Origin of the sequence: Paraburkholderia silviterrae (genome assembly GCF_004353915.1) — a bacterium.
Lineage (GTDB): Bacteria > Pseudomonadota > Gammaproteobacteria > Burkholderiales > Burkholderiaceae > Paraburkholderia > Paraburkholderia silviterrae.
The window spans coordinates 363,973-389,535 of the sequence record NZ_SMRP01000001.1 but is presented as its reverse complement, the minus strand read 5'-3'; the positions used below and the strand labels follow the sequence as shown (position 1 = coordinate 389,535).

Here is a 25,563-nt window from a genome sequence, read left to right as displayed (position 1 = left end):
GGCGCTTGCGTCTGGCGCAGCGGCGCCATCGATTGAGGAGGACGTGCACCGTGTCACCCGACGACCCACGCATGAGCGCCGACCCCGGCGCCACGATCCTGATCCCGACGCCGGGCGGCGCGCGTGCGCCGTTTGTGGCCGCGGCGTCGTCCGTCGCGCCGATTCCCGCTGGCGCGGGCGGCCTGAATCCGCTGCTGCGCGCAGCCAATCCGCTCATCGACCTGGCCTTGCCGCTGCGCCAGCTGCCCACGCACCCCGACCTCGAACAGTTGCGCACGCAACTGATTCAGATGGTGCGCGCCTTCGAGACGCAGGGGCGCGCAAGCGGTTACGACGACGAAAAGCTCGGCGCCTCGCGCTATTGCCTGTGCACCTTCCTCGACGAGGCGATTTCCAGCACGCCCTGGGGCGCGGGGGCGTGGGCGAGCCGCAGCCTGCTCGTGACCTTCCATAACGAGGCCTCGGGCGGCGAGCGCTTCTTCCTGATTCTCCAGCGGCTCGCGCAGAACCCCGGCGCGAACGTCGACGTGCTCGAACTGATGTACGTGATACTCGGCCTCGGCTTCGAAGGGCGCTACCGCCTCATCGACGGTGGCCGCACCCAGCTCGACGCGGTGCGCGAGCGGCTCGAACAGATGATCCGCGCGCAGCGCGGCGCCATCGAGCGCGAGCTCTCGCCGCAATGGCAGCCCGTGAGCGTGGAGCGCAAACCGCTGTTGCAACTGGTGCCGCTGTGGGTGGCGGTGGCCGTGGCGTGCGTCGTGCTGGTGGTCGTGCATCTCGTCCTGAGCTTCCGGCTCAACGACGCATCGGACAGCGTGTTTCAGGCGCTGCACGCGATCCGCGTCGCGCCGCCGCCGGTGCTCGTGGCGAAGATGGAGGCCGCACCGAAGCCCGCGCCCAAACTCGCGCAATTCCTCGCGCCCGAGATCGCGCAGGGCCTCGTGCGCGTGACTACACAGCCCGACCGCACCATTGTCGAGGTGAACGGCGACGGCCTGTTCGCCTCGGGCAGCGCGGAGCTCACGCCCACGTATTTGCCGATCGTCCAGCGCATCGGCGACGCCTTGAAGGACGTGCGCGGCAACGTCGTGGTCACGGGCCACACCGACAATCAGCGGCTCATTTCCGCGCGCTTCCCGTCGAACTGGCATCTCTCCCAGGCGCGCGCGGAGACCGTGAAGGACCTGCTGGTCGCCCGCACCGGCACGCCCGCGCGCTTCACCGCCGAGGGGCGCGGCGACACCGAGCCCATCGCGCCGAACGACACTGCCGCCAACCGCGCGCGTAATCGCCGCGTGGACATTGCCGTGCTCGCACCGGGAGCCACGCCATGATCAAGAAGCTGGTGGACTGGTTGCGACGTACGATCGTGCTGTCGTTTCTGGGCGTGCTCGCGCTCGCGCTGATCGTGTGGATCGAAGGGCCGCTCTTCGCATGGGCGGGCAGCGCGCCGCTCGAATCGGGCACGAGCCGCTGGATCGTGATCGCGATCCTGTTCTTGCTGTGGGCGCTTTACTGGTTCGTGCGCTGGCTGCGCGTGCGCCTCGCCAACGTGAAGTTCACGCGCGTGGTGGCCGAGGGCGAGGAACAGGCTGCGCCTGGCAAGGAGCAATCGGACGCCGACGTGAGCGCGTTGCGCAAGCGCTTCGAAGAGGCCATGGCCATTCTGCGCAAGTCGCGCGTGAAGGGGCGCTTCGGGAGCCAGTACGTGTACCAGCTGCCGTGGTACATGTTCGTGGGCGCGCCGGGCACCGGCAAGACCACGGCGCTCACGCACTCGGGCCTGAAATTTCCGCTCTCGACGCAACTGGGCGACCAGGCGGTGGGCGGCGTGGGCGGCACGCGCAACTGCGACTGGTGGTTCACCGACGACGCGGTGCTGCTCGACACCGCAGGCCGCTTCACCACGCAGGACAGCTTCGCGGCCGCCGACCAGGCCGCGTGGGGCGGCTTCCTGCAACTGCTGCGCAAGTACCGGCCGCGCCGCCCGCTCAATGGCGTGATCGTGGCGGTCTCGGCGCAGGATCTGCTGCAGCTGACCGACACCCAGCGCGCGTTGCAGGCCTCGGCCGTGCACGAGCGCCTGAAGGAGCTCTATGAGCGCCTCGGCACGCGCTTTCCGGTCTATGTGCTGGTGACGAAGTGCGATTTGCTGGCCGGGTTCGCCGAGTTCTTCGACGACCTGGGCCGCGACGAGCGCGAGCAGGTCTGGGGCGTGACGTTCGCCTTCGACGAGGACGGCAGTCCCGCTAATCCAGGCAGTCCGAACGACACGCTCGCGCAGTTTCCGGCGCAGTTCGACGCGCTGGAGAAGCGCTTGCAGGCGCGCGTGCTGCATCGCATGCAGCAGGAGACGGACACGCGGCGGCGCGCGCTCGTCTACGGATTCCCGCAGCAGTTCGCGGGGCTAGAAGGCGTATTGCAGACTTTCCTGAGTGAAGCGTTCAGTGCGTCGCGCTACGAGAAGCCGGTGCTGCTGCGCGGCGTCTATTTCACGAGCGGCACGCAGGAAGGGCGCCCGATCGACCGTGTCATGAGCGCCGTGGCCGCCGCGCTCGGCCTGCAGCAGCAGGTCGTGCTGCCCGATGCATCGGCGGGACGTGCGTACTTCATCACGCGGCTCCTGCGCGACGTGATCTTTCACGAGTCCGGGGTCGCAGGCACCAACCGCCGGCTGGAGCAGCGGCGCGCTTGGCTGCAGCGCATTGCGCTGGGCGCGATCGCACTCGTCACGCTGCTCGCGCTCGGGGCGTTTTTCATCAGCTATCAGCGCAATGAAGCCTACGTGGCGCACGCGGCGCAGCAAACCGAGGCACTCAAGCAGCTGGCACAGGCCACGCCGCCCACCGACAATCCGCTCGCGCTGCTGCCGCTCCTGAACGCCGCGCGCGACTTGCCCGGCGGCTATGCGCAGCGCAACGCGAGCGCGCCGTGGCTCTCGCGCCTCGGGCTCTACCAGGGCGACAAGCTCGGGCTCGAAGCGCAGGCGAGCTACCGCCGGCTGCTGGGGCAAACGCTGCTGCCGCTCGTGGTGCGGCGCATGGAAGAGGAGTTGCGGCGCGGCGATGCGAACAACGGCGAGTTCCAGTACGAAGTGCTGCGCGCCTACCTGATGCTCGGCGACCCGTCGCACTACGACGCCGATGCGGTGCGCCTGTGGGCCGACGTCGACTGGCAACGCGGCCCGTTGCGCGATGCGAGTGACGCGCAGCGCAACGATATCGACGGCCATCTTGCCGCGCTGTTCGAGCCCGCGTTCTTCGACCCCTCGCTGCCGCTCGACAAGAGCCTGATCCAGCAGGCGCGCACGAACCTCGCGAAGATGCCGCTCGCGCAGCGCATGTTCGAAAGCGTGCGGCGCGATCTCGACGCCCAGCATCTGCCCGACTTCAGCGTGGCGGGCGTGGGTGGCCAGAACGCGGCGCTCGTGCTGGTGCGCAAGAGCGGCACGCCGCTCACGCGCGGCGTGCCCGGCGCATTCACGCTCGCGGGCTATCGCAAGTTCCTCGCGCTGCGCGACACGGCGGTGCTCGACGTGGCGCGCGACAACTGGGTGCTCGGCCGCGACGAACAGGTGCTCACGCCCGCTGCCGCCAACGACCTCAAGACGGCGATGACGCAGCTCTACTACGACGAATACATCCGCCAGTGGGACGCGCTGCTCGGCGACATCGACGTGGTGCCGTTCGACGGCGTGGACAAGGGCGCGCGCGTGGCCTACGCGCTCGGCAATGCCGATTCGCCGCTGCGCGCGGTGATGGTGGCGGCGGCGCAGGAGACCACGCTCGGCAGCATCAACGAAGGCGGCTCGATTGGCGCGCAGGCGGGCGCGCTCATCAACGGCAAGATCGAGGCGATGAAGAAGAAGCTGGAGAGCGCGCTCGGCAATGCCCCCGACGACACTGCGAACGGTGCACCTGCACAGGTCAATCCGGTCGATGCGCATTTCCAGGCGCTGCACGACCTCGTGGGCAAGCCCGGTGCGCAAGGGCCGGCGCCGCTCGACACGCAGCTCGCGGCGCTCAAGGACGCGGCCACCTACCTCCAGGCCGCCGACACCGCGCGCCGCCAGGGCCTGGCTCCGCCGCCCGGCGACGCCATCGGCAAGCTCAAGCTCGCCTCGCAGGGCGCGCCTGCGCCGCTGGCGGCGGTCGCGAACGACGTGGCGACAGGCGCCACGGCGCTGATGGCAGGCGGCGAGCGTGCGCGCCTGAATGCGCTCTGGCTCGCGAACGTCGGGCAATTGTGCAAGCAGGCGCTCGACGGGCGCTACCCGCTCGTGCGCAGCTCCACGCGCGACGCCGCGCCCGACGACTTCGGCCGCCTGCTCGCGCCGGGCGGCCTGATCGACGACTTCTTCCAGAAGAATCTGCAGAACTTCGTCGACATGTCGGGGCCCGTGTGGCGCTGGCGGCCGGGCACGGAATCGCTTGGCATTCCAGACGATGTGCTCGTGCAATTCCAGCGCGCCGCGCAGATTCGCGATGCGCTGTTCCGCGCGGGCGGGCGCGACGTCTCGGTGCGCTTCACGGTCAAGCCGATCGCGATCGATCCGTCGATCACGCAATTCACGCTCGACGTGGATGGCCAGCAATGGGTCGCCAAGCCGGGCGCGAACGAGGGCATGGGCTTCCAGTGGCCGAGCGGCAAGGGCACGGGGCAGGCGCACGTGGAGTTCGCGCCGCCCGGCAACGGCGACGCGCCGCGCGCCGACGGCCCGTGGGCGCTCCTGCATCTGATGGACAAGGCGCAATTGCAGCAGATGGGCCAGCCCGACCGGTTCAAGATCGATTTCGCCTCGGATGGCCGGCACGTGCAGCTGGAGCTGGACGCGAGCAGTGTGACGAATCCGTTCCGGCGCGGCATGATCGATCAGTTCCGTTGTCCTGATCATCTATGAGCGAGTCAGGGTTCTTCGGCAAGGTGCGCACGCATGGCGATTTTGTGGCGCGGCGGCTGCCGACGGCGTTTATCGAGCCGTGGGACCGCAGCGTCCAGACCGGCATGCTCGAAGCGCGGGCGCGCTATGGCGCGCAGTGGTTGCCGCTTTACCTGAACGCGCCGGTGTGGTGCTTCGCGCTGGGCGCGGCGCTGTGCGGCGAGGAGGCCTGGGTGGGCGTGATGATGCCGGGCGTGGACCGCGTGGGCAGGTACTTTCCGTTCACGCTCGCGCGGCCGATGGCGCAGGCGCTGCTCGCGGGCTGGCTGCGCGGCGCGCAGGCGTGGTTCGATGCGGCGACCGGGCTTGCGCTTTCGACCTTGGCACCGTCTTTCGATCTCGAGCGCTTCGACGAGCAGGTGGGCGCGCTCGATGGATTCGGGCAGGACGACGGCGCGCCATGGCGTTATGCTTGTGTGCCTGAGGGCGAAGCGCCCGGTGCTGCGCTGGGCGAGTGCCTGGCCAGGCGCGCGGCGGTGGGTGAGAGCATGTGGTGGAGCGAAGGATCGGATGCGGTTCCGGCAACGCTGCGCATTGCCGAGGGTCTGCTCGATGGGCCGCGTTTCGCGGATCTGCTCGACGTCGCGCAGGCGCCGTGGCAGACGGCGATCGCGCTGCGCCACGATTGAGACTCAAGCAGGGCGCGCAATTGCGAGGTCGCGCCACGGCACAAGATTGGATTCAATGGAGAGATGACATGTTGGCTTTCACGAAGAATGTCTCGCAAGCGCGGCTGCGGCGTGTGTGGCCTGCCGCGCTCGCCTGCTGCGCCGTCGCGATCGCGATGCAGACCCCCGCTCACGCACAGGTGATGAAAGAGAAGGACATCACCGAGCAGTCCATCACCAACGCGCTTACGCCGAACGAGACGACCGGCGACGTGCTCACGCGCGGCTTCGTGCTGTCGAATCAACAGCCGGGCGCGATGTCGGCGAAGGCAAAGCGGCCCGCGAAAGCCCCGTCGGCGCAAATGCTGATCACCTTCGCGACGAATTCCACGGATCTCACGAGCACGGCGCGCGGCGCGCTCGACAAGGTTGCGCGGGCGCTGCAATCGGACAAGCTCTCCGCCTTCCGGTTCCGCGTGGAGGGCCATGCCGACCCGCGCGGCAATGCCGATGCGAACATGACGCTCTCGCAGCAACGCGCCCAGGCCGTGGTCGACTACCTCACGCAGCAGGACGGCATTGCGGCGGAGCGCTTGAGCGCAGTGGGCAAGGGCTCGAACGAGCCGCTCAATACGCGCAATCCGGCGGCGCCGGAGAATCGCCGCGTGACGATCGTGACCGTTACCGACTGAGCTCCGTGCCGCCCTTGCGCATGTCTAGCGGATTACGGGGCGCCGTCTCGCGCGCACGCGGGCGTGTCTTGAATGTTGCGTGCGCAACGTTTGCGTGCCTGTGTGCCGGTCTCGCGCACCCTGACGGGGTCGCTGCCGGCACGCCTGTGTCCGCGGGCGCGTTGAGCGCCCAGCTCGCCGACGCGTTCGCGCCGCATCCCGAGGTCGTGCACTTGCCGCTCGCGCAGCTTGCGGGCGCATTGCCGCTGGGCCCCACGTTGCGGCTCTACGCCATCACGGACCAGCCCGGCCTGTACGTGCTGCACGCGCCAAGCCTCGCGGCGCAGGGCGCGATGTTCTCGCGCGTCGTGGCGCTGGTGGAGCGGCGCGACATGCCGCGCGACCGCGTGGTGTCGATGAACGCCATTGTCGCGAGTGCGCGCCGCTTCGGCGAAGACCCGGCGGGCCTCACGGCGGGCAACAATTTCAGCACGGCGCGCATTGCTCAGTTCTTCGATGTGGCGCAGCGCCAGCACGTGAGCCTCACCGAAGGTGAGCGCGCGTTGCAGACACTGCTTGCGCAATGGGGCCTCATTCGGCAAGAGGCGGGCGAGGGCGGGATGACATGGCGCGCCGCGTCGGCGCATGATTTTCTCGTCACGATCCCAGGCACGGGAACGGGGCCAGCAGGGGAGGTGATCGACACCGAGGTGCGCGCGGCGATCCTGAGCCACGAGCTCGGGCACTGGCGCTACTTCTCCGACCCTGCCTATGCCGAGGCGTGCCGCGCATTCTGGTGGCATCAGCTGACCTACACGGAGCGCGAGGCGCTCACCGAAGAGCTGACGAGCATGGGCTACGACCCGTCGGACCGTATCGTGATCGACGAGTTGCAGGCCTATCTGCTGCACACGCCCGCGCGCTTCATGCCGCTCGCCGATGTGCCGGGCGCGGGCGGCGTGGATATCGCACGCGTGAAGCGGGGGCTGGAACTGAGCGTGCGCAATGCTGGGAAAAACGCGGGACAATAGCGCTTTCGCTTAACCACGTCGCACCAGCATGCACAACGACACCCACGACAAAGTCCCTCACGATAGCGCTCCTTGCACGTCCGACGCTCACGCCGAAGCGGCGCCCGGCGCGAGCGCCGCGCGCGAGCTTCCCGGCTGCGCGAACTACACGCAGTTCGCGCAGCGTTACGCGCAAATCGCGCCGGAGAAGCCGCACAACGCACTCTACGAGCGTCCAGCCACGGCCGCGCTGCTCGGCGATGTGGCGGGGCTTTGCGTGCTCGATGCGGGCTGTGGGCCAGGCATTGTCAGCGCCGAGCTGGCGCGTGCGGGCGCGCGGGTGAGCGCATTCGACGTGACGCCGGCGATGGTCGAGCTGGCGAAGTCGCGCTGCGCGGGCCTGCCCGTGGAGGTGACGCAAGGCGATCTGGGCCAGCCGCTCGGCTGGCTCGCCAACGCCCAGTTCGACCGCATCGTCTGCTCGCTCGCGCTCGACTATGTGGAGCACCTTGCGCCCACCTTCGCCGAATTCCGGCGCGTGGCCCGGCCCGGTGCGCTACTCGTGTTTTCGATGGCGCATCCCATGCGCGACTGGATCGACACGCGCACACGTGGCGGGCGCTCGTACTTCGAGACCACGCGCTTTGGCCTGCACTGGGGTGGCTTCGGCGAGCCCAAGCCCTATGTGGAGGCGTACCGCCGGCCACTCGCCGATATCGTCAATGCGCTCACCGCGAGCGGCTGGGCGATCGAGCAGCTGGTCGAGCCGCTGCCGCAGCCGGAGATGAAGGCGGTTGCGCCCAGGCTCCATGCGGAGCTTGCGCTGTCTCCCGCCTTTCTCTGCGTGCGGGCGCGCTGCGCGTAGGGCGCTCCCCGGCGGCGGCGGGCCGCCCGGGGCGCGCTGTCTGTAACGCTCCACCAATGGCGCCCGGCCCGGCGCACGCAGCTTCGTTCAGCGGCGCCCGGCCGCCGAAAGCGACTCTTCGAGCGCGGCCACACCGGCCGGCAGATCCACGTCCGCGCCCAGGTCGCACATCGTGCGGCCGAGCGCGTGCACGGTGCGAAACAGATGGTGCTCGCGGCATTGCTCGCCCATCTGCCCGATGCGCACGATGGGGAGTCCGAACGATCCGGCAATCTCCACCTGATACTGTCGCGAGATATGGTTGCATACGTCGCGCGGCGTGACGCTCGCGGGCAACGCGATGCCGACCACGGAGTTCAGACGGCACGTTTCGGGCGTATAGAGCTCGAGACCGAGCGCGGTCACGCCGCTCTGTAGCGCGAGCGAGCAGCGCTGATGCCGTGCGAAGCGCTTTTCGAGCGTCTCCGTGCAGACTAGCCGCAGTGCCTCGTGCAGTGCGAGCACGCCCGAGACGGGCGCGGTGTAGTGATAGCCCGCGTTGTGCCAGAAGTTCTCGGCGAGCATGGCGTCGAGGCACCAATGCGTGTTGGGCACGGTGCGCTCGCGCACGCGATCCCACGCAGCATCGGAGAACGCGATCAGCGAAACGCCGGGGATCGACGAGAGCCCCTTCTGGCCGCCGGTGATGACCACGTCGATGCCCCATGCGTCCATGTCCAGCGGCATCGTGCTCAGCGTGCAGACCGCGTCCACGACGACCAGCGCGCCCACGGCCTTCGCGACGCGCACGATGTCCTGCAACTGGCGGTTCCACACGGTGTTGGAAGTCTCGCCGTGTACGACGGTGACGACTTCGGGGCGCGTGCGCTCGATGGCCTGCGCGAGCGTATCGAGCGAGACGATCTCGCGGTCGGCCACTTCGAGCGTGGTGACCTCGGCGCCGACGCGCCGCGCCATCTCCGCCATCCGCGCGCTGAAGAAGCCGTTCACGATGGAGAGCACGCGCGTGCCCGGCCAGGCGAGATTCGAGACCGCCATCTCCATGGCCGCCGAGCCTGGGCCGGCCACGCCGAGCACCCAGTTCGAGCGTGTTTGGAAGACGTAGCGCGCCATGGTCTTCACCTGGTCGATGACGCGCGCCATGGTGTCGCCGAGGTGATTGATGACGACCGAGTTCGCTTTTGCGACGGCGTCAGGAATGGGCACGGGGCCCGCGCCCATCATGAGCAGCGGCTCCTCGGGCAGGATGCTCGAGAGCGGGTCCACGCTCGGGCAGGACACCGGCAACGCCGCGGCGGCCGCCGCCGCCCGTTGCTGGGTCAGGGAGTCGGTGGGGCGCGTGTTGTCGGTCATGATGGGTTCCTTTGCGGTGCTGGAAAGAGGTGCGCGCACATGGGCGGCGGGGAAAAGTATAGTGTTCTTCCGGGCCGCATATAAAACCATGTACAGTTGCGCGGATTTTCTCTGAACAGTGCACAGTTGAGTGAGGGTGCGCTGCGGCGCCGGGTGCTGCGCCCTATAATCGACAGCCGGCGCCCGCCTGGCTTGGCCCGGCCTGGCCCGCTCCGGCGTGACGTGGCCCGCGCGCGAATGGCGTGCCAAGCCGACGGGCCGCAGCGACACCGCTCATCGACATCATCAAGGAGGCCGCAGCATGCCGCAATTCGCCGTCGACAATCCGTTCCTCGAAACGCTCGGCGTGAGCGTTGCGCAATGGCGCGACGGATACGCGGAGCTGCTCATGCCGATCGACGCCTCGAAGCTCAACCGCCAGGGCGTGCTGCAAGGCGGTGCGATCGCCACGCTGCTCGATGCGGCGGCGGGCTATGCGGGCCTGTTCGCGGAGCCCGACGCACCCAAGCGCCATGGCTTTACGCTCTCGCTCACGACCAACTATCTCGACAAGGGGCTCGGGCAGTTCGTGCGGGCCAAGGGCTTTCTGGAGCGCGGCGGCCGGTCGATTTTCTTCGCCCGCGCGGAGGCGTGGGTGGACGACCGCCTGCTGATCGCAAGCGCGCAGGGCACCTTCAAGTATTCGAAATCGGCCTGAAATTGGCTTGAAGCCGGCTTGAAGCCGGCCCGGCCGGGCCAGCGGCATTTTGTTCGGAATCCGCAATGATTGCCTGAAAATGAAAAGCCCGCCAACCGGGAAGGTGGCGGGCTTTTGCATTTGGCGCGTGCCGGCGCTCAGCCCAGCAGCAGCGCGTCGTCGTCTAGCTTCTCGTGGCGCGTTTGCTCGAACATGCGCAGCAGGTCCGGCACATCCAGGCCCCGGCGCGCGTCGCCGGACACGTCCAGCACCACCTGTCCCTGGTGCAGCATCACGGTGCGCTGGCCGTAGTCCAGCGCCTGGCGCATGCTGTGCGTGACCATCATGGTGGTGAGCTTTGCCTCCTCCACGATGCGTGCGGTCAACTCCAGCACGAACGCGGCCGTCTTCGGATCGAGCGCCGCCGTGTGCTCGTCGAGCAGCAGGATGCGCGAGGGCTGGAGCGAGGCCATCAGGAGGCTCACGGCCTGGCGCTGGCCGCCCGAGAGCAGGCCGATGCGGTCGGTCAGGCGGTTTTCCAGGCCGAGGTTCAGGAGGCTCAGCTTGGCGCGGAACAGTTCGCGGTCCTGCTTTTTCAGCGCTGGGCCGAAGCCACGGCGCTTGCCGCGCGCCATCGCGAGCGCCATGTTCTCTTCGATCGTGAGCGCCTCGCAGGTGCCCGCCATCGGATCCTGAAACACGCGCGCGACGAGATGCGCGCGGTCCCATGCCTGTTTCTTCGTGACGTCCTGGCCGTCGATGGTGATCTTGCCGCTATCCACCATCTGGTCGCCGCTGATGGCGTTCAGGAAGGTGGACTTGCCCGCGCCGTTCGAGCCGATCACGGCCACGAACTGGCCCGTGGGAATCTCGAGCGTGAGCCCACGCAGCGCGCGCGTTTCGATCGGCGTGCCGGGGTTGAAAGTCAGTTTGAGGTCTTGTGCGCTGAGCATCGCTTAGGCCCTCCCATTCTTGCGGGCGAAGAGCTTCTTGCGCGTGGCGGGCAGCACCAGCGCGATCGTCACGAGCACGGCGGTGACCAGATTCAGGTCCTGCGCCTTGAGGCCGATGAAGTCGCTGTTGAGCGCGAGCGCGATGAAGAAGCGGTAGAGAATCGCGCCGAGCACGGCCGCGAGCGTCGTGAGCACGAGGCGGCGTGCGGGCAGAATGCTTTCGCCGATGATGACCGCGGCCAATCCGATCACGATGGTGCCGATACCCATCGAGATGTCCGAGCCGCCTTGCGTCTGCGCGAAGAGCGAGCCCGCGAGCGCCACGAGCGCGTTGGACAGCGCCATGCCGGCGAGCGTCGCGCGGCCCGTGGCAATGCCCTGTGCGCGCGCCATGCGCGGGTTCGCACCCGTCGCGCGCAGCGCGAGGCCGTATTGCGAGGAGAAGAACCAGTCGACGCCGAACTTGGCCGCGAGCACCACGACGAACAGGGCGAGCGGGCGCAGCACGTAATCGGGCAGCCACGCGGGCTGGATCATCGTGAAAACCGTGGCCTCGGAGATGAGCGGCACGTTCGGCGCGCCCATCACGCGCAGGTTGATCGAGTAGAGCGCGATCATCATGAGAATGCTGGCGAGCAGGTCCATGATCTTCAGGCGCACGTTGAGCCAACCCGTGATGAAACCCGCGAGCGCACCCGCGATCATCGCGCAGAAGGTCGCGATAAAAGGATCGTGGCCATTGGCGATCAGCGTGGCGGCAACGGCGCCGCCCAGCGGGAAGCTGCCGTCGACGGTGAGGTCGGGGAAGTTGAGGATGCGAAACGAGATCAGCACCCCGAGGGCGACGAGGCTGAAGATCAGGCCGATCTCGAGCGCGCCCAGTAGCGAGTAGAGGGACATGGGGAAATCCTGTTGCGGTCTGCGGCGCGCGGGTCGTGGTCGCTGCGCCGGATCGGTCGCCGCAGGCACGCGCTGCCTGGGTGAGGCGGCGCGCGCCGGCGGGCGCGGGGGCCCGTTCTGGGCCGGTACGTTTTTCTACGGCTCGACTGCGTTGTTGCGTCTGGCTTGCGTTGTGTGGCGTGCTTTGGTGTCGCGTTCCGGCGGCGTGCTGCAACGGTTTTGCCGCGGTATTTCCACGACGTTTCCGATCGGCAACGCGCCGTGCGGGGCGGCCGCGTTGCCTGAAGCGACGGCCCGCGCCGTTTCACACGGTGAGTTCACGCCTGACTTCGCGCCTGACATCGCGCCTGACTTCGCGCCTTACTTCACGACCGTCGTGGCGTCCTTGAGCAGATCGTCGGAGAGCTTCACGCCTTGCTTCTGCGCGGCGGCCGGGTTCACGTACAACTGCAGCTTGTTGCTGGTTTCCGATGCGATCGCGCCGGGTTTCTCGCCCTTCAGGATGCGCACGACCACCTTGCCGGTCTGATGGCCGAGGTCGCTGTAGTCGATGCCGAGCGCCGCGACAGCGCCGCGCTTCACGCTGTCCGTATCCGCGGCGACGAGCGGAATTTTCGCGTCGTCGGCCACTTTCACGAGCGCCTCGTAGGCCGAGACGACGTTGTTGTCGGTGTTGGTGTAGATCACGTCGACCTTGCCAATCAGGCTCTTCGCCGCCGGGCCAATGTCCACGGTGCGCGGCGCGGCCGCTTCCTTGAGCGTCATCCCCTGCTGCGCGAGCAGCGTCTTGAGCTGCTTGACGACCACGACCGAGTTCGCTTCGCCGGGGTTGTAGACCATGCCCACATTCTTCGCGTTCGGCACCACGCGCTTGATGAGCGCGATTTGTTTGTCGAGCGGGAGCTTGTCGGACACGCCGGTCACGTTCGTGCCGCTCGGCGCCCACGTCTTCACGAGCTGTGCGGCGACCGGGTCGGTCACGCCCGAGTAGACCACCGGCACCGTTTTCGTTGCGGCCACAACGGCCTGTGCCGAAGGCGTGGCGATCGCGACGATCGCGCTCGGGTTGTCGCCCACGAACTTGCGGGCGATCTGCGCGGCCGTGCCGGTGTTGCCCTGCGCGCTCTGGTATTCCCACTTGAGGTTCTTGCCTGCGTCGTAGCCGGCGGCCTTCAGCTCGTCGCGCACGCCGTCGCGGATGGCGTCCAGCGCGGGGTGCTCGACGATCGACAGCACTTCCACGGTCGCGGTCTCGGCCGCTTGTGCGGCGCCGCTGGCGAACGTGAGCGCGGCGGCGCCGGCGATCAGGGTAAGGGTGGCGGCCTTGGCGGCTTGCGTGAAGCTCTTCATTGTCTTTGATCTCCCCCGAATGGTCGGTTCTTTCGGTTCTGAACGGGTGTGGGCCGCCGGGCGCGGCAGCGCCACCGGACTCGCGCGCGGCGCTGCTCCGCACGCCACGCGCTGCGTTGGATGCCAATGGTGCATCGGGCCGGCGGCAAGGCAGCGAGCATACCATCGCCTTTCATGGGTCCGGAACGCGCCTCAAGCGAGTGGTGCATGGATGCGACGGTGTCGTGGCGGCGAGCGGTAAATCGTGTCCGCGATTTTTAGGAAAAATCGGCGGGATGCCGGAAATTTTCCTGGTTTCGGATTGGAAATAATGGATGTGCGCATGCCGTGAGGTCACGGCCGGATTTTTTCGCTCTGTAATTTCACATTGAAATGAAAATGTAATTTTTGTGAATAAAATCAATGAGTTGGCGCACTTTGCATTTAGGGTTTGTACTATTGAGAAGATGCGTATTGTGAAAAATTCCGTGGCTCGTTGCAATTAGATTTCGGCAAAATAAATATATTCGATAAAGCCCTCATGCGATTTTGCGGAAGAGGTGGCTAATAGCCAAAATTTCGTATTGGAAATTAACTCTCTCAAGCCGTTATCCGACGGGCTTCCTGCGGCTTCGCCATGACTTCGCGACCCCTTGCGCACCGATTTTTCAAGGGTTTTCGGTCACTTTCGGATGGTTTTCGTCAATTGGCGTTGATCAATATATCTGTCGACATCCGAAAAAACCCTCGGTTGCGGAAGGAGTGGGTTTATTGATAGCATCCGCGGGTCGCTGATTTTGGCCGGACCACCTTTCCGGTTTGAAATGCAGTGAACGGGGCAGGCGGATCGCTTGCGCAATGGAGGCTGTACCCACAGTCTCTCCGAACTGAAGCCGCTATCAGGCGGCCGATACATGCCGGGCCCCGTTGCGTCTTTTGTCTTTTGGCCCGTCCTTGTTGTCCTCCCTGGCGAGTCCTTGGGGTGCTGTTCGTGTTCGTTTGCGCAGGTCAACCCGTCTGCCCGGTTGACCCGAAAACAATCGAGGAGCTCCTGATGACGCCGTTGTCCCGCCTTTACCGCCTGACTTCCTTTTCCGTGGCCGCCGCGCTGCTTGCCTTTGGTGCAGCGGCGAACGCCGACACCGTGAAGATCGCCATTGCCGGCCCGTTCAGCGGCCCGGTTGCCCAGTATGGCGACATGGTCAAGGCGGGCGCCCTGACCGCGATCGAGCAGATCAACGCCGCTGGCGGCGTGAACGGCAACAAGCTCGAAGCCGTCCTGATGGACGACTCGTGCGAGCCGAAGCAGGCCGTCGCGGTCGCGAACAAGATCGTCTCGCAGCACATTCAGTACGTGGTCGGCCACGTCTGCTCGGGCTCGACGATCCCCGCCTCCGACATCTATGAAAACGAAGGCGTGGTGATGGTCACGCCGTCGGCGACCGCGCCGCAGCTCACCGAAGGCAAGAAGCGCCAGTACATCTTCCGCACCATCGGCCGCGACGACCAGCAAGGTCCGGCTGCCGCCGCCTACATCATCAACAAGGTCAAGCCGAAGAAGGTCGCGATCCTGCACGACAAGCAGTCGTATGGCCAGGGCATCGCCACCTCGGTGAAGGCCGCACTCGACAAGGCGCACATTCCCGTCGTCGTGTTCGAAGGCATCAACGCAGGCGATTCGGACTACTCGGCAATCGTCACCAAGCTCAAGTCGCAGGGCGTGGACTTCGTCTACTTCGGCGGCTATCACCCGGAAATGGGTCTCCTGATGCGCCAGTCGCGTGAACAGGGCGTGAAGGCCACGTTCATGGGACCGGAAGGCGTGGGCAACAAGGACGTGACCGCCATTGCCGGCCCGGCTTCGGAAGGCATGCTCGTCACGCTGCCGGCAGACTTTGCTGCGGACCCGGCTAACGCCAAGCTCGTGAAGGCCTTCGCCGACGCCAAGCGCGACCCGAGCGGTCCGTTCCAGATGCCGTCCTATGCAGCGGTCGAAGTGATCGCCGACGGCATCGCCGGCGCGAAGAGCACCGACCCGACCAAGGTTGCGGCTTACCTGCACAAGAACGCCTTCAACACGCCGATCGGCAAGGTGGAGTACGACGCCCAGGGCGACCTGAAATCGTTCCGCTTCGTCGTCTACACGTGGCACAAGGACGCCACCAAGACTGCCGCGAACTGATCCCGGCGCTGCGCGCCGCACACGCCCCGCCGCCATGGCGGGGCGTGAGGCAAGCCTCCATGGCGGTTGTGCGCGCAACTAAATTAACCCGATCGGCACGGTTTCAGGGCTCTCTCATCGGCTTCATCGCCGCGGGGCTTAAGGCATGAATGATTTTCTTCCGCAGTTCACCCAGCAGCTCGTCAACGGGCTCACGCTGGGCGCGATCTATGCGCTGATCGCCATCGGCTACACGATGGTCTACGGCATCATCGGCATGATCAACTTCGCTCACGGCGAGATCTACATGATCGGCGCCTATGTGGGCCTCGTCACGCTCACGGCGATCGGCACCTCGGCGGGCTATCCGCTGCCGCTCGTGCTGGGCGCGGCGCTCATCGTCTCGGTGCTGGTCACCGGGCTCTACGGTTTCGCGGTCGAGCGCGTCGCGTATCGGCCGCTGCGCGGCGGGCCGCGCCTCGTGCCGCTCATTTCCGCGATCGGCATGTCCATCTTTCTGCAGAACTACGTGCAGATCGGGCAGGGCGCGCGCGACGTGTCGGTGCCGATGCTCGTCTCCGGCGCGCTCGACTTCAACATGGGCGGCAGCTTCGAAGTGACGATTCCGTACGCGCGCATGCTGATCGTCGGCGTGACGCTCGTGCTGATGATCGCGCTCACGCTGTTCATCTCGCGCTCGCGCATGGGCCGCGCCTGCCGCGCCTGCGCCGAGGACATGAAGATGGCCAACCTGCTCGGCATCGACACGAACCGCGTGATCTCGTTCACGTTCGTGCTCGGCGCGATGCTCGCGGCAGTCGGTGGCGTGCTGATCGGCCTCACGATCGGCAAGCTCAACCCGTATATCGGCTTCATCGCGGGCATCAAGGCATTCACTGCCGCAGTGCTCGGCGGCATCGGCAGCATTCCGGGCGCGATGCTCGGTGGCGTGCTGCTCGGTCTCGCTGAGACCTTCGCAGCGGGCTACATGCCGGCCGAGTACAAGGACGTCGTGGCCTTCGGCCTGCTCGTGCTCGTGCTGTTGTTCCGTCCCACCGGCTTGCTCGGCAAGCCGGACGTCGAAAAGGTGTGAGGTCGAAATGAGTCAGACTGTTTCGGTTCGCATGGCCACAGAAGGCCAGTCGTCGTCGCAGACCGTGAAGGGCGCGCTCGCCGCGGCCGTCGCGACGATCATCCTCACCGCACCCATCCTCGGCCTGCAGCTCACGCTCGACGGCTATCAGGTCGTGCTGCACCAGCACTGGCGTCCCGTGTGGATTGCCGCCGCGGTGGTGTTCGTGTTCCAGCTCATCAAGCCGATGCTTGTGCGCGCAACGAGTGCAGTGCGCCTGCCCAGGGCGCCCACACTCGGCGCACGCCAGCAGCGCGTGGCCATCTGGGTGTTGCTCGCGTTCGGCGCGGTGTTCCCGTTCATGGGCTCGCGCGGCGCGGTGGACGTGGCCACGCTCGCGCTCATCTACGTGATTCTCGGCTTGGGCCTCAATATCGTGGTGGGCTTCGCCGGCCTGCTCGATCTGGGCTATGTGGGCTTCTACGCGGTGGGCGGCTATACGTATGCGCTGCTCAACCAGTACTTCGGCTTCACGTTCTGGGAATGCCTGCCGCTCGCGGCGCTCGCCTCGGCCACCTTCGGCTTCGTGCTCGGCTTCCCGGTGCTGCGCCTGCGCGGCGACTATCTCGCGATCGTGACGCTCGGCTTCGGCGAGATCATCCGCCTCTTGCTCAATAACCTCACGAGCATCACGGGCGGCCCGGACGGCATCTCCAGCATTCCGAAGCCCACCGTGTTCGGCTTCGAGATGGCTCGCCACGCGAGCGTGGAAGGCGCGAAGACGTTCAACGAACTGATCGGCATCGAATACAACGGCGAGCACATGGTGATCTTCCTGTACCTGCTCGCGCTGGTGCTGGTGGCGTTCACGCTGTTCGTCACGAGCCGTCTGTTGCGCATGCCGATGGGCCGCGCCTGGGAGGCGCTGCGCGAAGACGAGATCGCGTGCCGCTCGCTGGGCCTCAATCCCACGCGCATCAAGCTCTCCGCGTTCACGCTGGGCGCTTCGTTCGCGGGTCTCGCGGGCGCGTTCTTCGCGGCGCGCCAGGGGCTCGTCACGCCCGAGTCGTTCACCTTCATCGAGTCGGCGCTGATTCTCGCCGTGGTGGTGCTGGGCGGCATGGGCTCGCAGTTGGGCGTGGTGCTCGCGGCCATCCTGCTCACGGTGCTGCCCGAAGTCGCGCGCGGCTTTGCCGAATACCGCATGCTGATTTTCGGCCTCGTGATGGTGCTGATGATGATGTGGCGTCCGCAGGGCCTGTTGCCCGCGAGCCGTCCGCACGTGGAGTTGCCGCAATGAGCGCACAAGCGTTGTTGAAAGTAGCGGGCCTGCAGATGCGCTTCGGCGGTCTGCTGGCCGTGGACGGCATCGACTTCGACGTGCGTCCGAAAGAGGTGTTCGCGATCATCGGCCCGAACGGCGCGGGCAAGACCACGGTGTTCAACTGCGTGGGCGGCTTCTACAAGCCGAGCGCGGGCGACATCGTGCTCGACGGCCACGCCATTACGGGCCAGCCGAGCCATCAGGTCGCGCGCCGCGGCCTCGTGCGCACGTTCCAGAACATTCGTTTGTTCAAGCAGCTCACGGTGCTGGAGAACCTGATGGTTGCGCAGCACCTGAAGGTGAACCGCAACATGCTGAGCGGCCTGTTCGCGACGCCCGCGTACCGCCGCGCCGAACGCGCCGCGCTCGAGCGCGCCGCGTACTGGCTCGAGCGCGTGGGCCTGAAGCAGGTGGCCAACCGCGAGGCGGGCACGCTCTCGTACGGCCACCAGCGCCGCCTCGAAATCGCGCGCTGCATGATTACCGATCCGCGTCTGCTGATGCTCGACGAACCCGCGGCCGGCCTCAATCCGCAGGAGAAGATCGAGCTGCAGCAGATGGTGGACGGCCTGCGAAACGAGTTCGGAATCTCCGTACTCCTGATCGAGCACGACATGAGCCTCGTGATGGGCGTCTCGGACCGCATACTCGTGATGGAGCACGGCAAGCCGATCACGATCGGCCTGCCCGACGAAGTGCGCAACGACCCGCGCGTGATCAAGGCCTATCTCGGAGAGGACTGATGCTGAAGCTGGAAAAGGTCCATACCCACTATGGCGCGGTCGAAGCGCTGGCGGGCGTGTCGATCGAAGTGAACAAGGGCGAGATCGTCACGCTGATCGGCAGCAACGGCGCCGGCAAGACCACGCTCATGATGACGGTGTGCGGCACGCCGCGCGCTTCGTCGGGGCGCGTGACGTTCGAAGGCGAGGACATCACGCGCAAGTCCACGCACGAGATCATGCGCCTGGGCATGGCGATCTCGCCGGAAGGCCGCCGCGTGTTTCCGAGCCTCACGGTGCTCGAGAATCTGCAGATGGGCGGCTTCTTCGCCTCGCAGCACGAGATCGATGCGGGCATCGAGCATGTGTTCAAGCTGTTCCCGCGCCTGAACCAGCGTGCGAAGCAGCGTGCCGGCACGATGTCGGGCGGCGAGCAGCAGATGCTGGCGATCGGCCGCGCGCTGATGAGCAAGCCGCGCCTGTTGCTGCTCGACGAGCCCACGCTCGGCCTCGCGCCTCTCGTGATCGCGCAGATCTTCGACATCATCCGCACGATTCGCGAGGAGGGCGTAACGGTGTTCCTCGTCGAGCAGAACGCGAACAAGGCGCTCCATGTGGCCGATCGCGGCTACGTGCTCGAAACGGGGCGCGTGGTGCTCGCCGATAGCGCGGAGAATCTGCTCGCGAACGACAATATCAAGCGCGCCTACCTGGGCGGTTGAGCGCTCGCGCGTTGTGCGCATTGCGGCCCGCGCCGTTTCCGCTATTCGTGCGGGGATGGCGCGGGCCGTTTTCATTCAGTCGCTGCGTGCGATGGCAAGAATAAAGTCGAACGGGCGTTTTTTCATATTTGCAAGATCATTTTCGCCGCGCAATAAGCTTTCAATTAAATTAGTAATTAATACGTTTCCCTTTCTCTGTGTGACATGCGTAACGGATACTGGACAAGCGGCCCGCGCTCACGATAATTGAGCGTTTCGCAGGAGCACGGTGAGGCATGCATCGTGCGCGAAGCTATCTGAGTTACCGGAGAGTCGTTGGATGTCTGAAGACTATGAAGTGCACGGTCCGCACGATCACGCGGTCGAGCACGCGGCCGCCGGCCATGGCGGCCATGGCGATGGGGAGCGCGATCCGTTTGCGGGCCGCATGGCGGTGATGACCGCGATTCTTGCTTCGATCGGCGCGATCCTCGCCTATCAGAGCGGCAACAGCGAAAATCTCGCGCTCTACTATAAGAACGAAGCGGCGATTCGCAAGACCGAAGCGGCGAATCAATGGGCGTATTACCAGGCGAAAGGCGAGAAGGAGAACCTCGCCGAATTGGGCGCCGCGCTTTCCGCGCTCACGCCGAACTCAACCGAAGCCCAGCGCCGCTTCGCCGCCGACGTCGATCGCTATCGCAAGCAGAAGGAGCCGATTCGCGCGCAGGCGGAGTCGCTCGAGAAGCAGGTGGCGCAAGATGATGCGCGCGCCGAGGCACTGCTGCATGGGCACCATCGCTGGGCCCAGGCGACCACGCTGATTCAGATTTCGATCGCCCTCACGGCGATTACGCTGCTCACGCGCAGCCGCTGGCTGCTGTGGACCTCGCTGGGCGTTGGCGCGGCGGGCGTGGTGCTGGGCGCATTGGCGTTCTTTGCCTGAGTGTTGTTCGCCCGGCCGTTCTTCGCCTGGCCGGGACGCTGCGGACCGTGCATGCGGACCATGAGTGCGGACCATGAGTGCGGACCGTGTGTGCAGGCCGCTCGTGCGGGTGCCTCAGCCACCGCAAACGATGGCCGTGAGCAGCAGGGGCACGACCGAGTGCACGGTGGCGTTGCTGTTGGCCTCGCGCAAGCGCGTGCGGACCGATTCCGCTGGGGCGGAGACTACGACGCCATAGAGCGGCGCATCGAGTTCCTTGCCTGCGCCGCGATGGAAGAGGGTGTCGTCGTGCGCGTAGCCGAGGACGACGTAGATGGGAAAGCCGAACGCGCTCAGGCGGCTGCCTTGCACGGGGCTGAATGCGTTGACCGAGTTGGCTTCCACCCGGCTCGGCTTCGGGTCGATGGACTTTTCTTCAATCAGCGTTGAAATGAATTCATGCGGGTTCGAATTGCAGTCGAACTGTTCGTCGTGGGATTGTGCTTTCGCGACGTGCGGCACGAGAAGAGCCGCAAGCCCCGCGCAAAGCATGATGAAGAAAGACACTACGGAGATTCGATACTGGTTCATGGCAGTGAGTTGCATTCCGCGTGAACCCATTCGACACCCAAACGCCGCTGGTGTTCAAGAGCCGCGGCACAGAAATTGCGCACTTCTGCGCCGCACCGCACATTTAGAATGCCCCGATCATGTAGACCCGCTCGGGCAGACCCAGTCGGGCAGACCCAGTCGGGCAGACCCAGTCGGGCAGACCCGGCCGGATTGATCTCGGGACCGCAAACGCCGGCCGCCTCGCGCGTGCACGCGGGCGTGGCCGTGCTTGTGGCGGTCTCGCGACCCCTCTATTAAAGCATTGATTTCGCCTGGGTCAGGATCTTGTCGCACACCTGCCTGGTGGCGGCTTCCTTCAGGCCGTTGCCGGAGAGGTCGAGTTGCGAGCCGTTGCCGGCCGTGAGGATGCCGTTGCTGCCCTGCGTGTAGCCGCTGTCCGTGGTGGCAGCCCCGCCGGGCAGCTTGCTGAGCAGCGAGTCTTTCACGCTGCTGGCGGAATCGGTGTTGAGGTAGTTGTTCTTGATGCAGTACTGGAGCAGGCCCGTGACATTGCCGAGGCTGCCCGAGGTGAGCGAGGAGCCGGAGAGCGCGTTGCCGAGGCTGCCGAGATTGCCGAGGCTCCCACCCGCGCCCGAAGTCGAGCCGCTGCCACCTGCCTGATTGAGGAGGTTGCCAAGCTGGGCCTGTGCGGCATTCCACGGCGCAAGCAGAGCGGCGACGACGCCGGTCGCGGCGATCAGGGCGCGGGCGCCGCGCAATGCTGAAGTATGCATACACGAATCTCCTGGATAACAAGCAGTGTGATCTCTGAGGCCCTCGTACTATAGACGGATTCGCCGCGCGGCCTTTGCTGAGTGGCCGCGCATGCGCGGGGCATGAAATGACGGGTGCAACCCGTTGGAGTGCTGGGTTTCATCGCTGTGTCATTTGTTGCGGGCACAACAGAGTCTCGGGGGAATATGAGCAGCAACGATGTCGCTGGAGAAGAGGGCGGCCCAGGTAGCCGGCATGCATAGTGAAGTGCGCAGTCGCATGAAGCGTGGCGGGGTCTGGCACGAGATGCGTGCATGAAGGCGCATCGAGGTCTGGGAGCAGGGAAAGCGAAGGGCTTGCGAAAGGGCGAAAAAGGCCTTGCTGCAAGGGCTTTTTCGAAGTCGTGAGGGGGGGCGCAAGTGAGTTTGCAAGTGCGAACGGGCATAATCTGGGCCACCCAAAGGGTTACTTTGTTTCTAACCGTAACACTTATTACGGCCCTCCTCATCGGCTGGTCTCAGGTGGTATGCTTCCTGCACAAATTCTCCCTTGCACGAGTGAGACCACGTTCTTTGCGTCATTTCCGTGAATACACGCACTGCCAATGTGCGGCCGGGGATGCAAATGAACATGTCATATAAGCATATGGTGCAACCGAGCACGCCAACGCGGGCAGCAAGATCCGCGAGCGACGGCTCCGTCACAGCAGCCCCGGTCCGGCTGCGTGGAGAACAGCATGAATTTCGAAGAACTGAGCGATGACGAGTGGATGCTGGTGTCCTCGCTCGTATCCGATGAACCTCCTATACGGCTGAACCGCCGCGGCCGCCCGCGCGCGGAGCCGCGTGTCGTGGCGAACGCTGTGCTGTGGATCTTGACGACCGGTGAATCCTGGTCGCGTCTGCCTGCGCGCTATCCGTCCGGCCCGACCTGCCGTCGCCGTTTCGAGGAATGGCACGTGAGCGGCACGCTTGGCGAGCTCGTCAAGCTGCTCGTGCAGCGTGGCCGCAGCTTCGTCTACGTGCCCGAGCCCGTGCAGCCTCAGGCGGCCGTGCAGAGCACGCAGGCGGCGCAATCCGTGGCTGCCGTGGCCGAGGAAGTCGTCGAAGACGACGGCTTGCCCGCGGTCTACTGGAAGAGCCCCGAGGCATGGCAGGCGCCCGCGTCGGTTGCCGACGCGCCGCTCGCCGACGCCATCGAGAGCATGACGCGCCAGCTCGTGAGTCTGGACGAAGGACTCGCGCAGCCCGCGAGGCCCGCTCATTCGCAGCAGATGCCGCATCGTTCGCAACCGTCTCACGGGTCGGGTGCCGTGCCGCGTCCGGCCGACGCGAGCGTGAGCGTGCCCGTTGCCAGCCGCACGGTGGTGCCCGACGAGACGCTCGAGACCGAAGGCGAAGCGGCGTGGACGAATGCCACGCCGCCAGCCGCGCAGATCGCGCACTGGCGCGGCTACGAGATCCAGTTGAGCGTGGAGCTCGCGCGCAACGACATGTATCGCGCGGCCGTGGAAATCCTCAAGGACGGCAGGCGCGTGGAACGCTCGGGTCTCATCGGGCCGCCGTTCGGCGATGACGAAGCGGCGCGGCACTACGCGTTCGACTGGGCGCGTGAATGGATCGAGCGTGAAATGCACGGCGGCGTAGGCAGCGATTCTGCTGGCGGCGCAAGCGCGGGTGCTAACGGCCCGGCCGTGGCGTTCCCGCATGCCCCTGACACCGTCGTCACGCGCGCCATGCCCGCGGTTGCGGTGAGCGCTGCCGTTGCCAGCACTGCGGCCACGAATGCCGCCGGCAGCGTGCGCGTCGCGCCGCTGCAGCGCTATACCTCGAGCACGGTGCTGCGCGGTGGCGGCGAAGCACGCGACGCCTCCTCCGCAAGCGGTTCGAGCGCCGAACGCCGCCACTACATCTCGCGTTACAGAACGCATCTGGGCTGAGAGCCGGCGCACGCCGGCGCCTGCGCCCGTCTTCCGCAGCTTCGTTTCCGTAGTCGTCGTACCGCTCGTTGAGCGCACGTTACGCATTGCTGTCTTGCACACCGGCGGCTGTAGCGGTTGAATCCTCGAACCTCTCGAATGATCGCCGCTACCGCCGCCAGTGATGTCTCCGTCCGTTGTTCCAACTGTTTGTCTGCTGCGTTTGCGGCGGGGCGCTCTGCGGCGCCCCTTTGACCGCTTTACTGCACCACGTTACTGCCGGCCGTACTGATCGTCGAGACGCACGATGTCGTCTTCGCCAAGGTACGAACCCGACTGCACCTCGATGATCTCGAGCGGCATCTTGCCGGGATTCTCGAGGCGGTGCGCCACGCCCAGCGGAATGTACGCCGATTCGTTTTCCGAAACGATGAAGCGCTCTTCGCCGCGCGTGACGAGTGCCGTGCCGCGCACGACGACCCAGTGCTCGGCGCGGTGGTGGTGCATTTGCAAAGACAGGCGCGCGCCCGGTTCGACCACGATGCGCTTGACCTGAAAGCGCTCGCCGCTGTCGACGCTGTCGTAGTGGCCCCACGGGCGATGCACGAGACGATGCGCGACGGCTTCGCTGCGGCGTTGCGACTTCAGGCGCTGAACGATCTTCTTCACGTCCTGGGCGCGCGAGCGGTCGGCCACGAGCACGGCGTCGGCGGTTTCGACCACCACCAGATTCTCGGTGCCGAGGCAGGCGATCAGGCGTCCGTCCGAGTGCGCGAAGGTATCGCTTGCGCCTTCGAACATCACCTCGCCCTGGGCCACGTTGCCCGCTTCGTCCTTCGAGGCGACTTGCCAGACGGTGTCCCACGAGCCGAGATCGGTCCAGCCCGCGCAGAGCGGCACGACTACGCCGCTGGCCACCGTGGTGTCGCCCGAAAGCGGCTCCATCACCGCGTAGTCGATCGAGTTGGCCGGCGAGCGCGCAAATGCTTCGCTGTCCACACGGAAGAAGTCGCCGTCGGCCTTGCCATGCTCCACGGCGGCCGCGCAGGCCTCGTAGATGGCGGGCTGGAAATGGCGAATGGCCTTGAGCCACGTGCTGGCGCGCATGATGAAGATGCCGCTGTTCCACCAGTAGCGCTGCGAGGCGACGTACTGTTGCGCAAGCTCGAAGTAGGGCTTCTCGACGAAGCCGTTCAAGCGCCGCGCGCCGGCCTGGTCTTCGGCCGCGAGCGGCTCGCCCACGTGGATGTAGCCATAGCCCGTCTCGGCCCGCGTGGGCACGATGCCCATCGTCACGATCTGGCCGTTGGCCGCATGACGCACGCCGTCGGCAACGGCGGACTGGAATGCCGTGAGGTCCGCGAGCGCGTGGTCCGCGGGCATCACCACGAGAATGCCGTCCTGCTGCTCAGCGACCACGGACAGCGCGGCAATCGTCAGCGCCGGCGCCGTGTCGCGCGCGAGCGGCTCGAGAATGAGGCGCGCTTCCTTGCCTGCCGCGCGGACCTGGTCGGCGGTGGTGAAGCGGTGCTCCTCGTTGCACACGATCATCAGCTTGTCGGCGAGGGTGACGCGTTCGGCGAGCGCGTCGAGACGGCCTGCCGTATCCGCGAGCAATGAACGCTCGCCAACGAGGTTGATCATCTGCTTGGGGTACTGTTCGCGCGATAGTGGCCACAGCCGCGAGCCCGCGCCGCCTGCAAGCACCACTGGGCAGACTTGCAGCGCGCTGCGCGATTCGGCGCGCGCATCAGCCACGCGTGCCGATGTCGTTGCGGAACCCGTATCCGTCATCTCACTCTCCTGAAAGGGGTTTCGGTTCTGCGATTTGTAGCATGCTTAAAATCGATATAAATAGATTCGTAAAGAAGAAAACGGAAAATATTCGAATCAAATTAAAAATAACGAATCCGTCACAATGGCGAGCGAATAAAAATTCGAATAAAAATGGCGCGGCGCTTCCGGAGTGCTTCGGGCGAGCCAAAAATTAATCGGGGTCTGGCGCTCGCGGCCCGGCAAATTTTTCCGTTCAGGAGGCGTGCCTGCAGCGCTTGCAGCCGCAACTTCCGGAAAACGTTGCCGAAAAAATGGCACAAAAAATAGACCG

Annotated in this window: 21 protein-coding genes; 14 read left to right on the top strand and 7 right to left on the bottom strand. The window is 66.0% G+C overall.

Annotation, left to right across the window (positions count from 1 at the left end; genetic code table 11):
• Positions 1 to 71 precede the first annotated feature (71 nt).
• From EYW47_RS01785 to EYW47_RS01760, 6 genes are all read left to right on the top strand, one after another.
• Positions 72 to 1,337, top strand: coding sequence for a DotU family type VI secretion system protein (locus tag EYW47_RS01785; protein WP_165976469.1), 1,266 nt, complete (start codon positions 72 to 74; stop codon positions 1,335 to 1,337).
• Positions 1,334 to 4,903 carry a type VI secretion system membrane subunit TssM gene (gene tssM / locus EYW47_RS01780; RefSeq protein ID WP_133193167.1) on the top strand — a complete coding sequence of 1,190 codons (3,570 nt, stop codon included), beginning with the start codon at positions 1,334 to 1,336 and terminating at the stop codon, positions 4,901 to 4,903. The genes EYW47_RS01785 and tssM overlap by 4 nt, the downstream gene beginning before the upstream one ends.
• On the top strand, positions 4,900 to 5,571 hold the full coding sequence (tagF, locus tag EYW47_RS01775) for a type VI secretion system-associated protein TagF (protein ID WP_133193166.1): 672 nt from the start codon (positions 4,900 to 4,902) through the stop codon (positions 5,569 to 5,571). The genes tssM and tagF overlap by 4 nt, the downstream gene beginning before the upstream one ends.
• 68 nt (positions 5,572 to 5,639) lie before the next feature.
• Positions 5,640 to 6,242, top strand: coding sequence for an OmpA family protein (locus EYW47_RS01770; RefSeq protein WP_205710001.1), 603 nt, complete (start codon positions 5,640 to 5,642; stop codon positions 6,240 to 6,242).
• A gap of 161 nt (positions 6,243 to 6,403) precedes the next feature.
• On the top strand, positions 6,404 to 7,252 hold the full coding sequence (locus EYW47_RS01765; protein WP_133193165.1) for a hypothetical protein: 849 nt from the start codon (positions 6,404 to 6,406) through the stop codon (positions 7,250 to 7,252).
• 28 nt (positions 7,253 to 7,280) lie between these two features.
• On the top strand, positions 7,281 to 8,096 hold the full coding sequence (locus EYW47_RS01760) for a class I SAM-dependent methyltransferase (protein ID WP_133193164.1): 816 nt from the start codon (positions 7,281 to 7,283) through the stop codon (positions 8,094 to 8,096).
• A gap of 87 nt (positions 8,097 to 8,183) precedes the next feature.
• Here the strand turns inward: EYW47_RS01760 and EYW47_RS01755 are convergent, their stop codons facing one another.
• A complete protein-coding gene (locus EYW47_RS01755; protein ID WP_240763520.1) occupies positions 8,184 to 9,320 on the bottom strand; it encodes a pyridoxal-phosphate-dependent aminotransferase family protein in 1,137 nt (378 codons plus the stop codon).
• A 430-nt stretch (positions 9,321 to 9,750) separates the two neighbouring features.
• Here EYW47_RS01755 and EYW47_RS01750 point away from each other — a divergent pair, with 430 nt between their 5' ends.
• Positions 9,751 to 10,146 (top strand): PaaI family thioesterase, encoded by a 396-nt coding sequence (locus tag EYW47_RS01750; protein WP_133193162.1) that lies wholly within the window; start codon positions 9,751 to 9,753, stop codon positions 10,144 to 10,146.
• 137 nt (positions 10,147 to 10,283) lie between these two features.
• Here the strand turns inward: EYW47_RS01750 and EYW47_RS01745 are convergent, their stop codons facing one another.
• From EYW47_RS01745 to EYW47_RS01735, 3 genes are all read right to left on the bottom strand, one after another.
• A complete protein-coding gene (locus tag EYW47_RS01745) occupies positions 10,284 to 11,078 on the bottom strand; it encodes an ABC transporter ATP-binding protein (protein WP_133193161.1) in 795 nt (264 codons plus the stop codon).
• A gap of 3 nt (positions 11,079 to 11,081) precedes the next feature.
• Entirely contained in the window at positions 11,082 to 11,978 is an 897-nt protein-coding gene (locus EYW47_RS01740) for an ABC transporter permease (protein ID WP_133193160.1), read from the bottom strand.
• Positions 11,979 to 12,338: 360 nt separating this feature from the next.
• Positions 12,339 to 13,328: an ABC transporter substrate-binding protein gene (locus tag EYW47_RS01735; protein ID WP_133193159.1), complete on the bottom strand. Its 990-nt coding sequence runs from the start codon at positions 13,326 to 13,328 to the stop codon at positions 12,339 to 12,341.
• 1,033 nt (positions 13,329 to 14,361) lie between these two features.
• Between EYW47_RS01735 and EYW47_RS01730 the strand changes: the two genes are divergently transcribed.
• From EYW47_RS01730 to EYW47_RS01705, 6 genes are all read left to right on the top strand, one after another.
• The gene (locus EYW47_RS01730; RefSeq protein ID WP_133193158.1) at positions 14,362 to 15,489 is read left to right on the top strand and encodes a branched-chain amino acid ABC transporter substrate-binding protein; all 1,128 of its coding nucleotides are present in this window, start codon (positions 14,362 to 14,364) and stop codon (positions 15,487 to 15,489) included.
• Between the two features lie 145 nt (positions 15,490 to 15,634).
• Positions 15,635 to 16,561 (top strand): high-affinity branched-chain amino acid ABC transporter permease LivH, encoded by a 927-nt coding sequence (livH, locus tag EYW47_RS01725; protein WP_133193157.1) that lies wholly within the window; start codon positions 15,635 to 15,637, stop codon positions 16,559 to 16,561.
• 7 nt (positions 16,562 to 16,568) lie between these two features.
• A complete protein-coding gene (locus tag EYW47_RS01720) occupies positions 16,569 to 17,840 on the top strand; it encodes a high-affinity branched-chain amino acid ABC transporter permease LivM (RefSeq protein WP_133193156.1) in 1,272 nt (423 codons plus the stop codon).
• Positions 17,837 to 18,607 carry a high-affinity branched-chain amino acid ABC transporter ATP-binding protein LivG gene (gene livG / locus EYW47_RS01715; protein ID WP_133193155.1) on the top strand — a complete coding sequence of 257 codons (771 nt, stop codon included), beginning with the start codon at positions 17,837 to 17,839 and terminating at the stop codon, positions 18,605 to 18,607. Before EYW47_RS01720 ends, livG begins: the two co-directional genes overlap by 4 nt.
• Entirely contained in the window at positions 18,607 to 19,308 is a 702-nt protein-coding gene (locus EYW47_RS01710) for an ABC transporter ATP-binding protein (protein ID WP_133193154.1), read from the top strand. The genes livG and EYW47_RS01710 overlap by 1 nt, the downstream gene beginning before the upstream one ends.
• 319 nt (positions 19,309 to 19,627) lie before the next feature.
• Positions 19,628 to 20,233 carry a DUF4337 domain-containing protein gene (locus EYW47_RS01705; RefSeq protein WP_133193153.1) on the top strand — a complete coding sequence of 202 codons (606 nt, stop codon included), beginning with the start codon at positions 19,628 to 19,630 and terminating at the stop codon, positions 20,231 to 20,233.
• Between the two features lie 114 nt (positions 20,234 to 20,347).
• Here EYW47_RS01705 and EYW47_RS01700 read toward each other — a convergent pair whose 3' ends face one another.
• Both EYW47_RS01700 and EYW47_RS01695 read right to left on the bottom strand, forming a co-directional pair.
• Positions 20,348 to 20,803 (bottom strand): hypothetical protein, encoded by a 456-nt coding sequence (locus tag EYW47_RS01700; RefSeq protein WP_240763491.1) that lies wholly within the window; start codon positions 20,801 to 20,803, stop codon positions 20,348 to 20,350.
• A gap of 275 nt (positions 20,804 to 21,078) precedes the next feature.
• On the bottom strand, positions 21,079 to 21,558 hold the full coding sequence (locus EYW47_RS01695; protein WP_133193152.1) for a DUF2501 domain-containing protein: 480 nt from the start codon (positions 21,556 to 21,558) through the stop codon (positions 21,079 to 21,081).
• Between the two features lie 716 nt (positions 21,559 to 22,274).
• On the opposite strand from EYW47_RS01695, the gene EYW47_RS01690 reads away from it, so the two are divergent.
• Positions 22,275 to 23,477 carry a transposase gene (locus EYW47_RS01690; protein WP_133193151.1) on the top strand — a complete coding sequence of 401 codons (1,203 nt, stop codon included), beginning with the start codon at positions 22,275 to 22,277 and terminating at the stop codon, positions 23,475 to 23,477.
• 252 nt (positions 23,478 to 23,729) lie between these two features.
• Here EYW47_RS01690 and EYW47_RS01680 read toward each other — a convergent pair whose 3' ends face one another.
• Positions 23,730 to 25,250: a mannose-1-phosphate guanylyltransferase/mannose-6-phosphate isomerase gene (locus tag EYW47_RS01680; protein ID WP_133193149.1), complete on the bottom strand. Its 1,521-nt coding sequence runs from the start codon at positions 25,248 to 25,250 to the stop codon at positions 23,730 to 23,732.
• Positions 25,251 to 25,563: the final 313 nt, after the last annotated feature.

What these genes read in the sequence shown, in the direction of transcription:
- tssM (WP_133193167.1), top strand. Translation starts at nt 1,334, where the DNA reads ATGATCAAGAAGCTGGTGGACTGGTTGCGACGTACGATCGTGCTGTCG.
- livG (WP_133193155.1), top strand. Translation starts at nt 17,837, where the DNA reads ATGAGCGCACAAGCGTTGTTGAAAGTAGCGGGCCTGCAGATGCGCTTC.
- EYW47_RS01700 (WP_240763491.1), bottom strand. Translation starts at nt 20,803, where the DNA reads ATGAACCAGTATCGAATCTCCGTAGTGTCTTTCTTCATCATGCTTTGC.
- EYW47_RS01710 (WP_133193154.1), top strand. Translation starts at nt 18,607, where the DNA reads ATGCTGAAGCTGGAAAAGGTCCATACCCACTATGGCGCGGTCGAAGCG.
- EYW47_RS01770 (WP_205710001.1), top strand. Translation starts at nt 5,640, where the DNA reads ATGTTGGCTTTCACGAAGAATGTCTCGCAAGCGCGGCTGCGGCGTGTG.
- livH (WP_133193157.1), top strand. Translation starts at nt 15,635, where the DNA reads ATGAATGATTTTCTTCCGCAGTTCACCCAGCAGCTCGTCAACGGGCTC.
- EYW47_RS01785 (WP_165976469.1), top strand. Translation starts at nt 72, where the DNA reads ATGAGCGCCGACCCCGGCGCCACGATCCTGATCCCGACGCCGGGCGGC.
- EYW47_RS01755 (WP_240763520.1), bottom strand. Translation starts at nt 9,320, where the DNA reads ATGATGGGCGCGGGCCCCGTGCCCATTCCTGACGCCGTCGCAAAAGCG.
- EYW47_RS01690 (WP_133193151.1), top strand. Translation starts at nt 22,275, where the DNA reads ATGAATTTCGAAGAACTGAGCGATGACGAGTGGATGCTGGTGTCCTCG.
- EYW47_RS01750 (WP_133193162.1), top strand. Translation starts at nt 9,751, where the DNA reads ATGCCGCAATTCGCCGTCGACAATCCGTTCCTCGAAACGCTCGGCGTG.
- tagF (WP_133193166.1), top strand. Translation starts at nt 4,900, where the DNA reads ATGAGCGAGTCAGGGTTCTTCGGCAAGGTGCGCACGCATGGCGATTTT.
- EYW47_RS01745 (WP_133193161.1), bottom strand. Translation starts at nt 11,078, where the DNA reads ATGCTCAGCGCACAAGACCTCAAACTGACTTTCAACCCCGGCACGCCG.
- EYW47_RS01730 (WP_133193158.1), top strand. Translation starts at nt 14,362, where the DNA reads ATGACGCCGTTGTCCCGCCTTTACCGCCTGACTTCCTTTTCCGTGGCC.
- EYW47_RS01735 (WP_133193159.1), bottom strand. Translation starts at nt 13,328, where the DNA reads ATGAAGAGCTTCACGCAAGCCGCCAAGGCCGCCACCCTTACCCTGATC.
- EYW47_RS01705 (WP_133193153.1), top strand. Translation starts at nt 19,628, where the DNA reads ATGTCTGAAGACTATGAAGTGCACGGTCCGCACGATCACGCGGTCGAG.
- EYW47_RS01680 (WP_133193149.1), bottom strand. Translation starts at nt 25,250, where the DNA reads ATGACGGATACGGGTTCCGCAACGACATCGGCACGCGTGGCTGATGCG.
- EYW47_RS01740 (WP_133193160.1), bottom strand. Translation starts at nt 11,978, where the DNA reads ATGTCCCTCTACTCGCTACTGGGCGCGCTCGAGATCGGCCTGATCTTC.
- EYW47_RS01695 (WP_133193152.1), bottom strand. Translation starts at nt 21,558, where the DNA reads ATGCATACTTCAGCATTGCGCGGCGCCCGCGCCCTGATCGCCGCGACC.
- EYW47_RS01760 (WP_133193164.1), top strand. Translation starts at nt 7,281, where the DNA reads ATGCACAACGACACCCACGACAAAGTCCCTCACGATAGCGCTCCTTGC.
- EYW47_RS01720 (WP_133193156.1), top strand. Translation starts at nt 16,569, where the DNA reads ATGAGTCAGACTGTTTCGGTTCGCATGGCCACAGAAGGCCAGTCGTCG.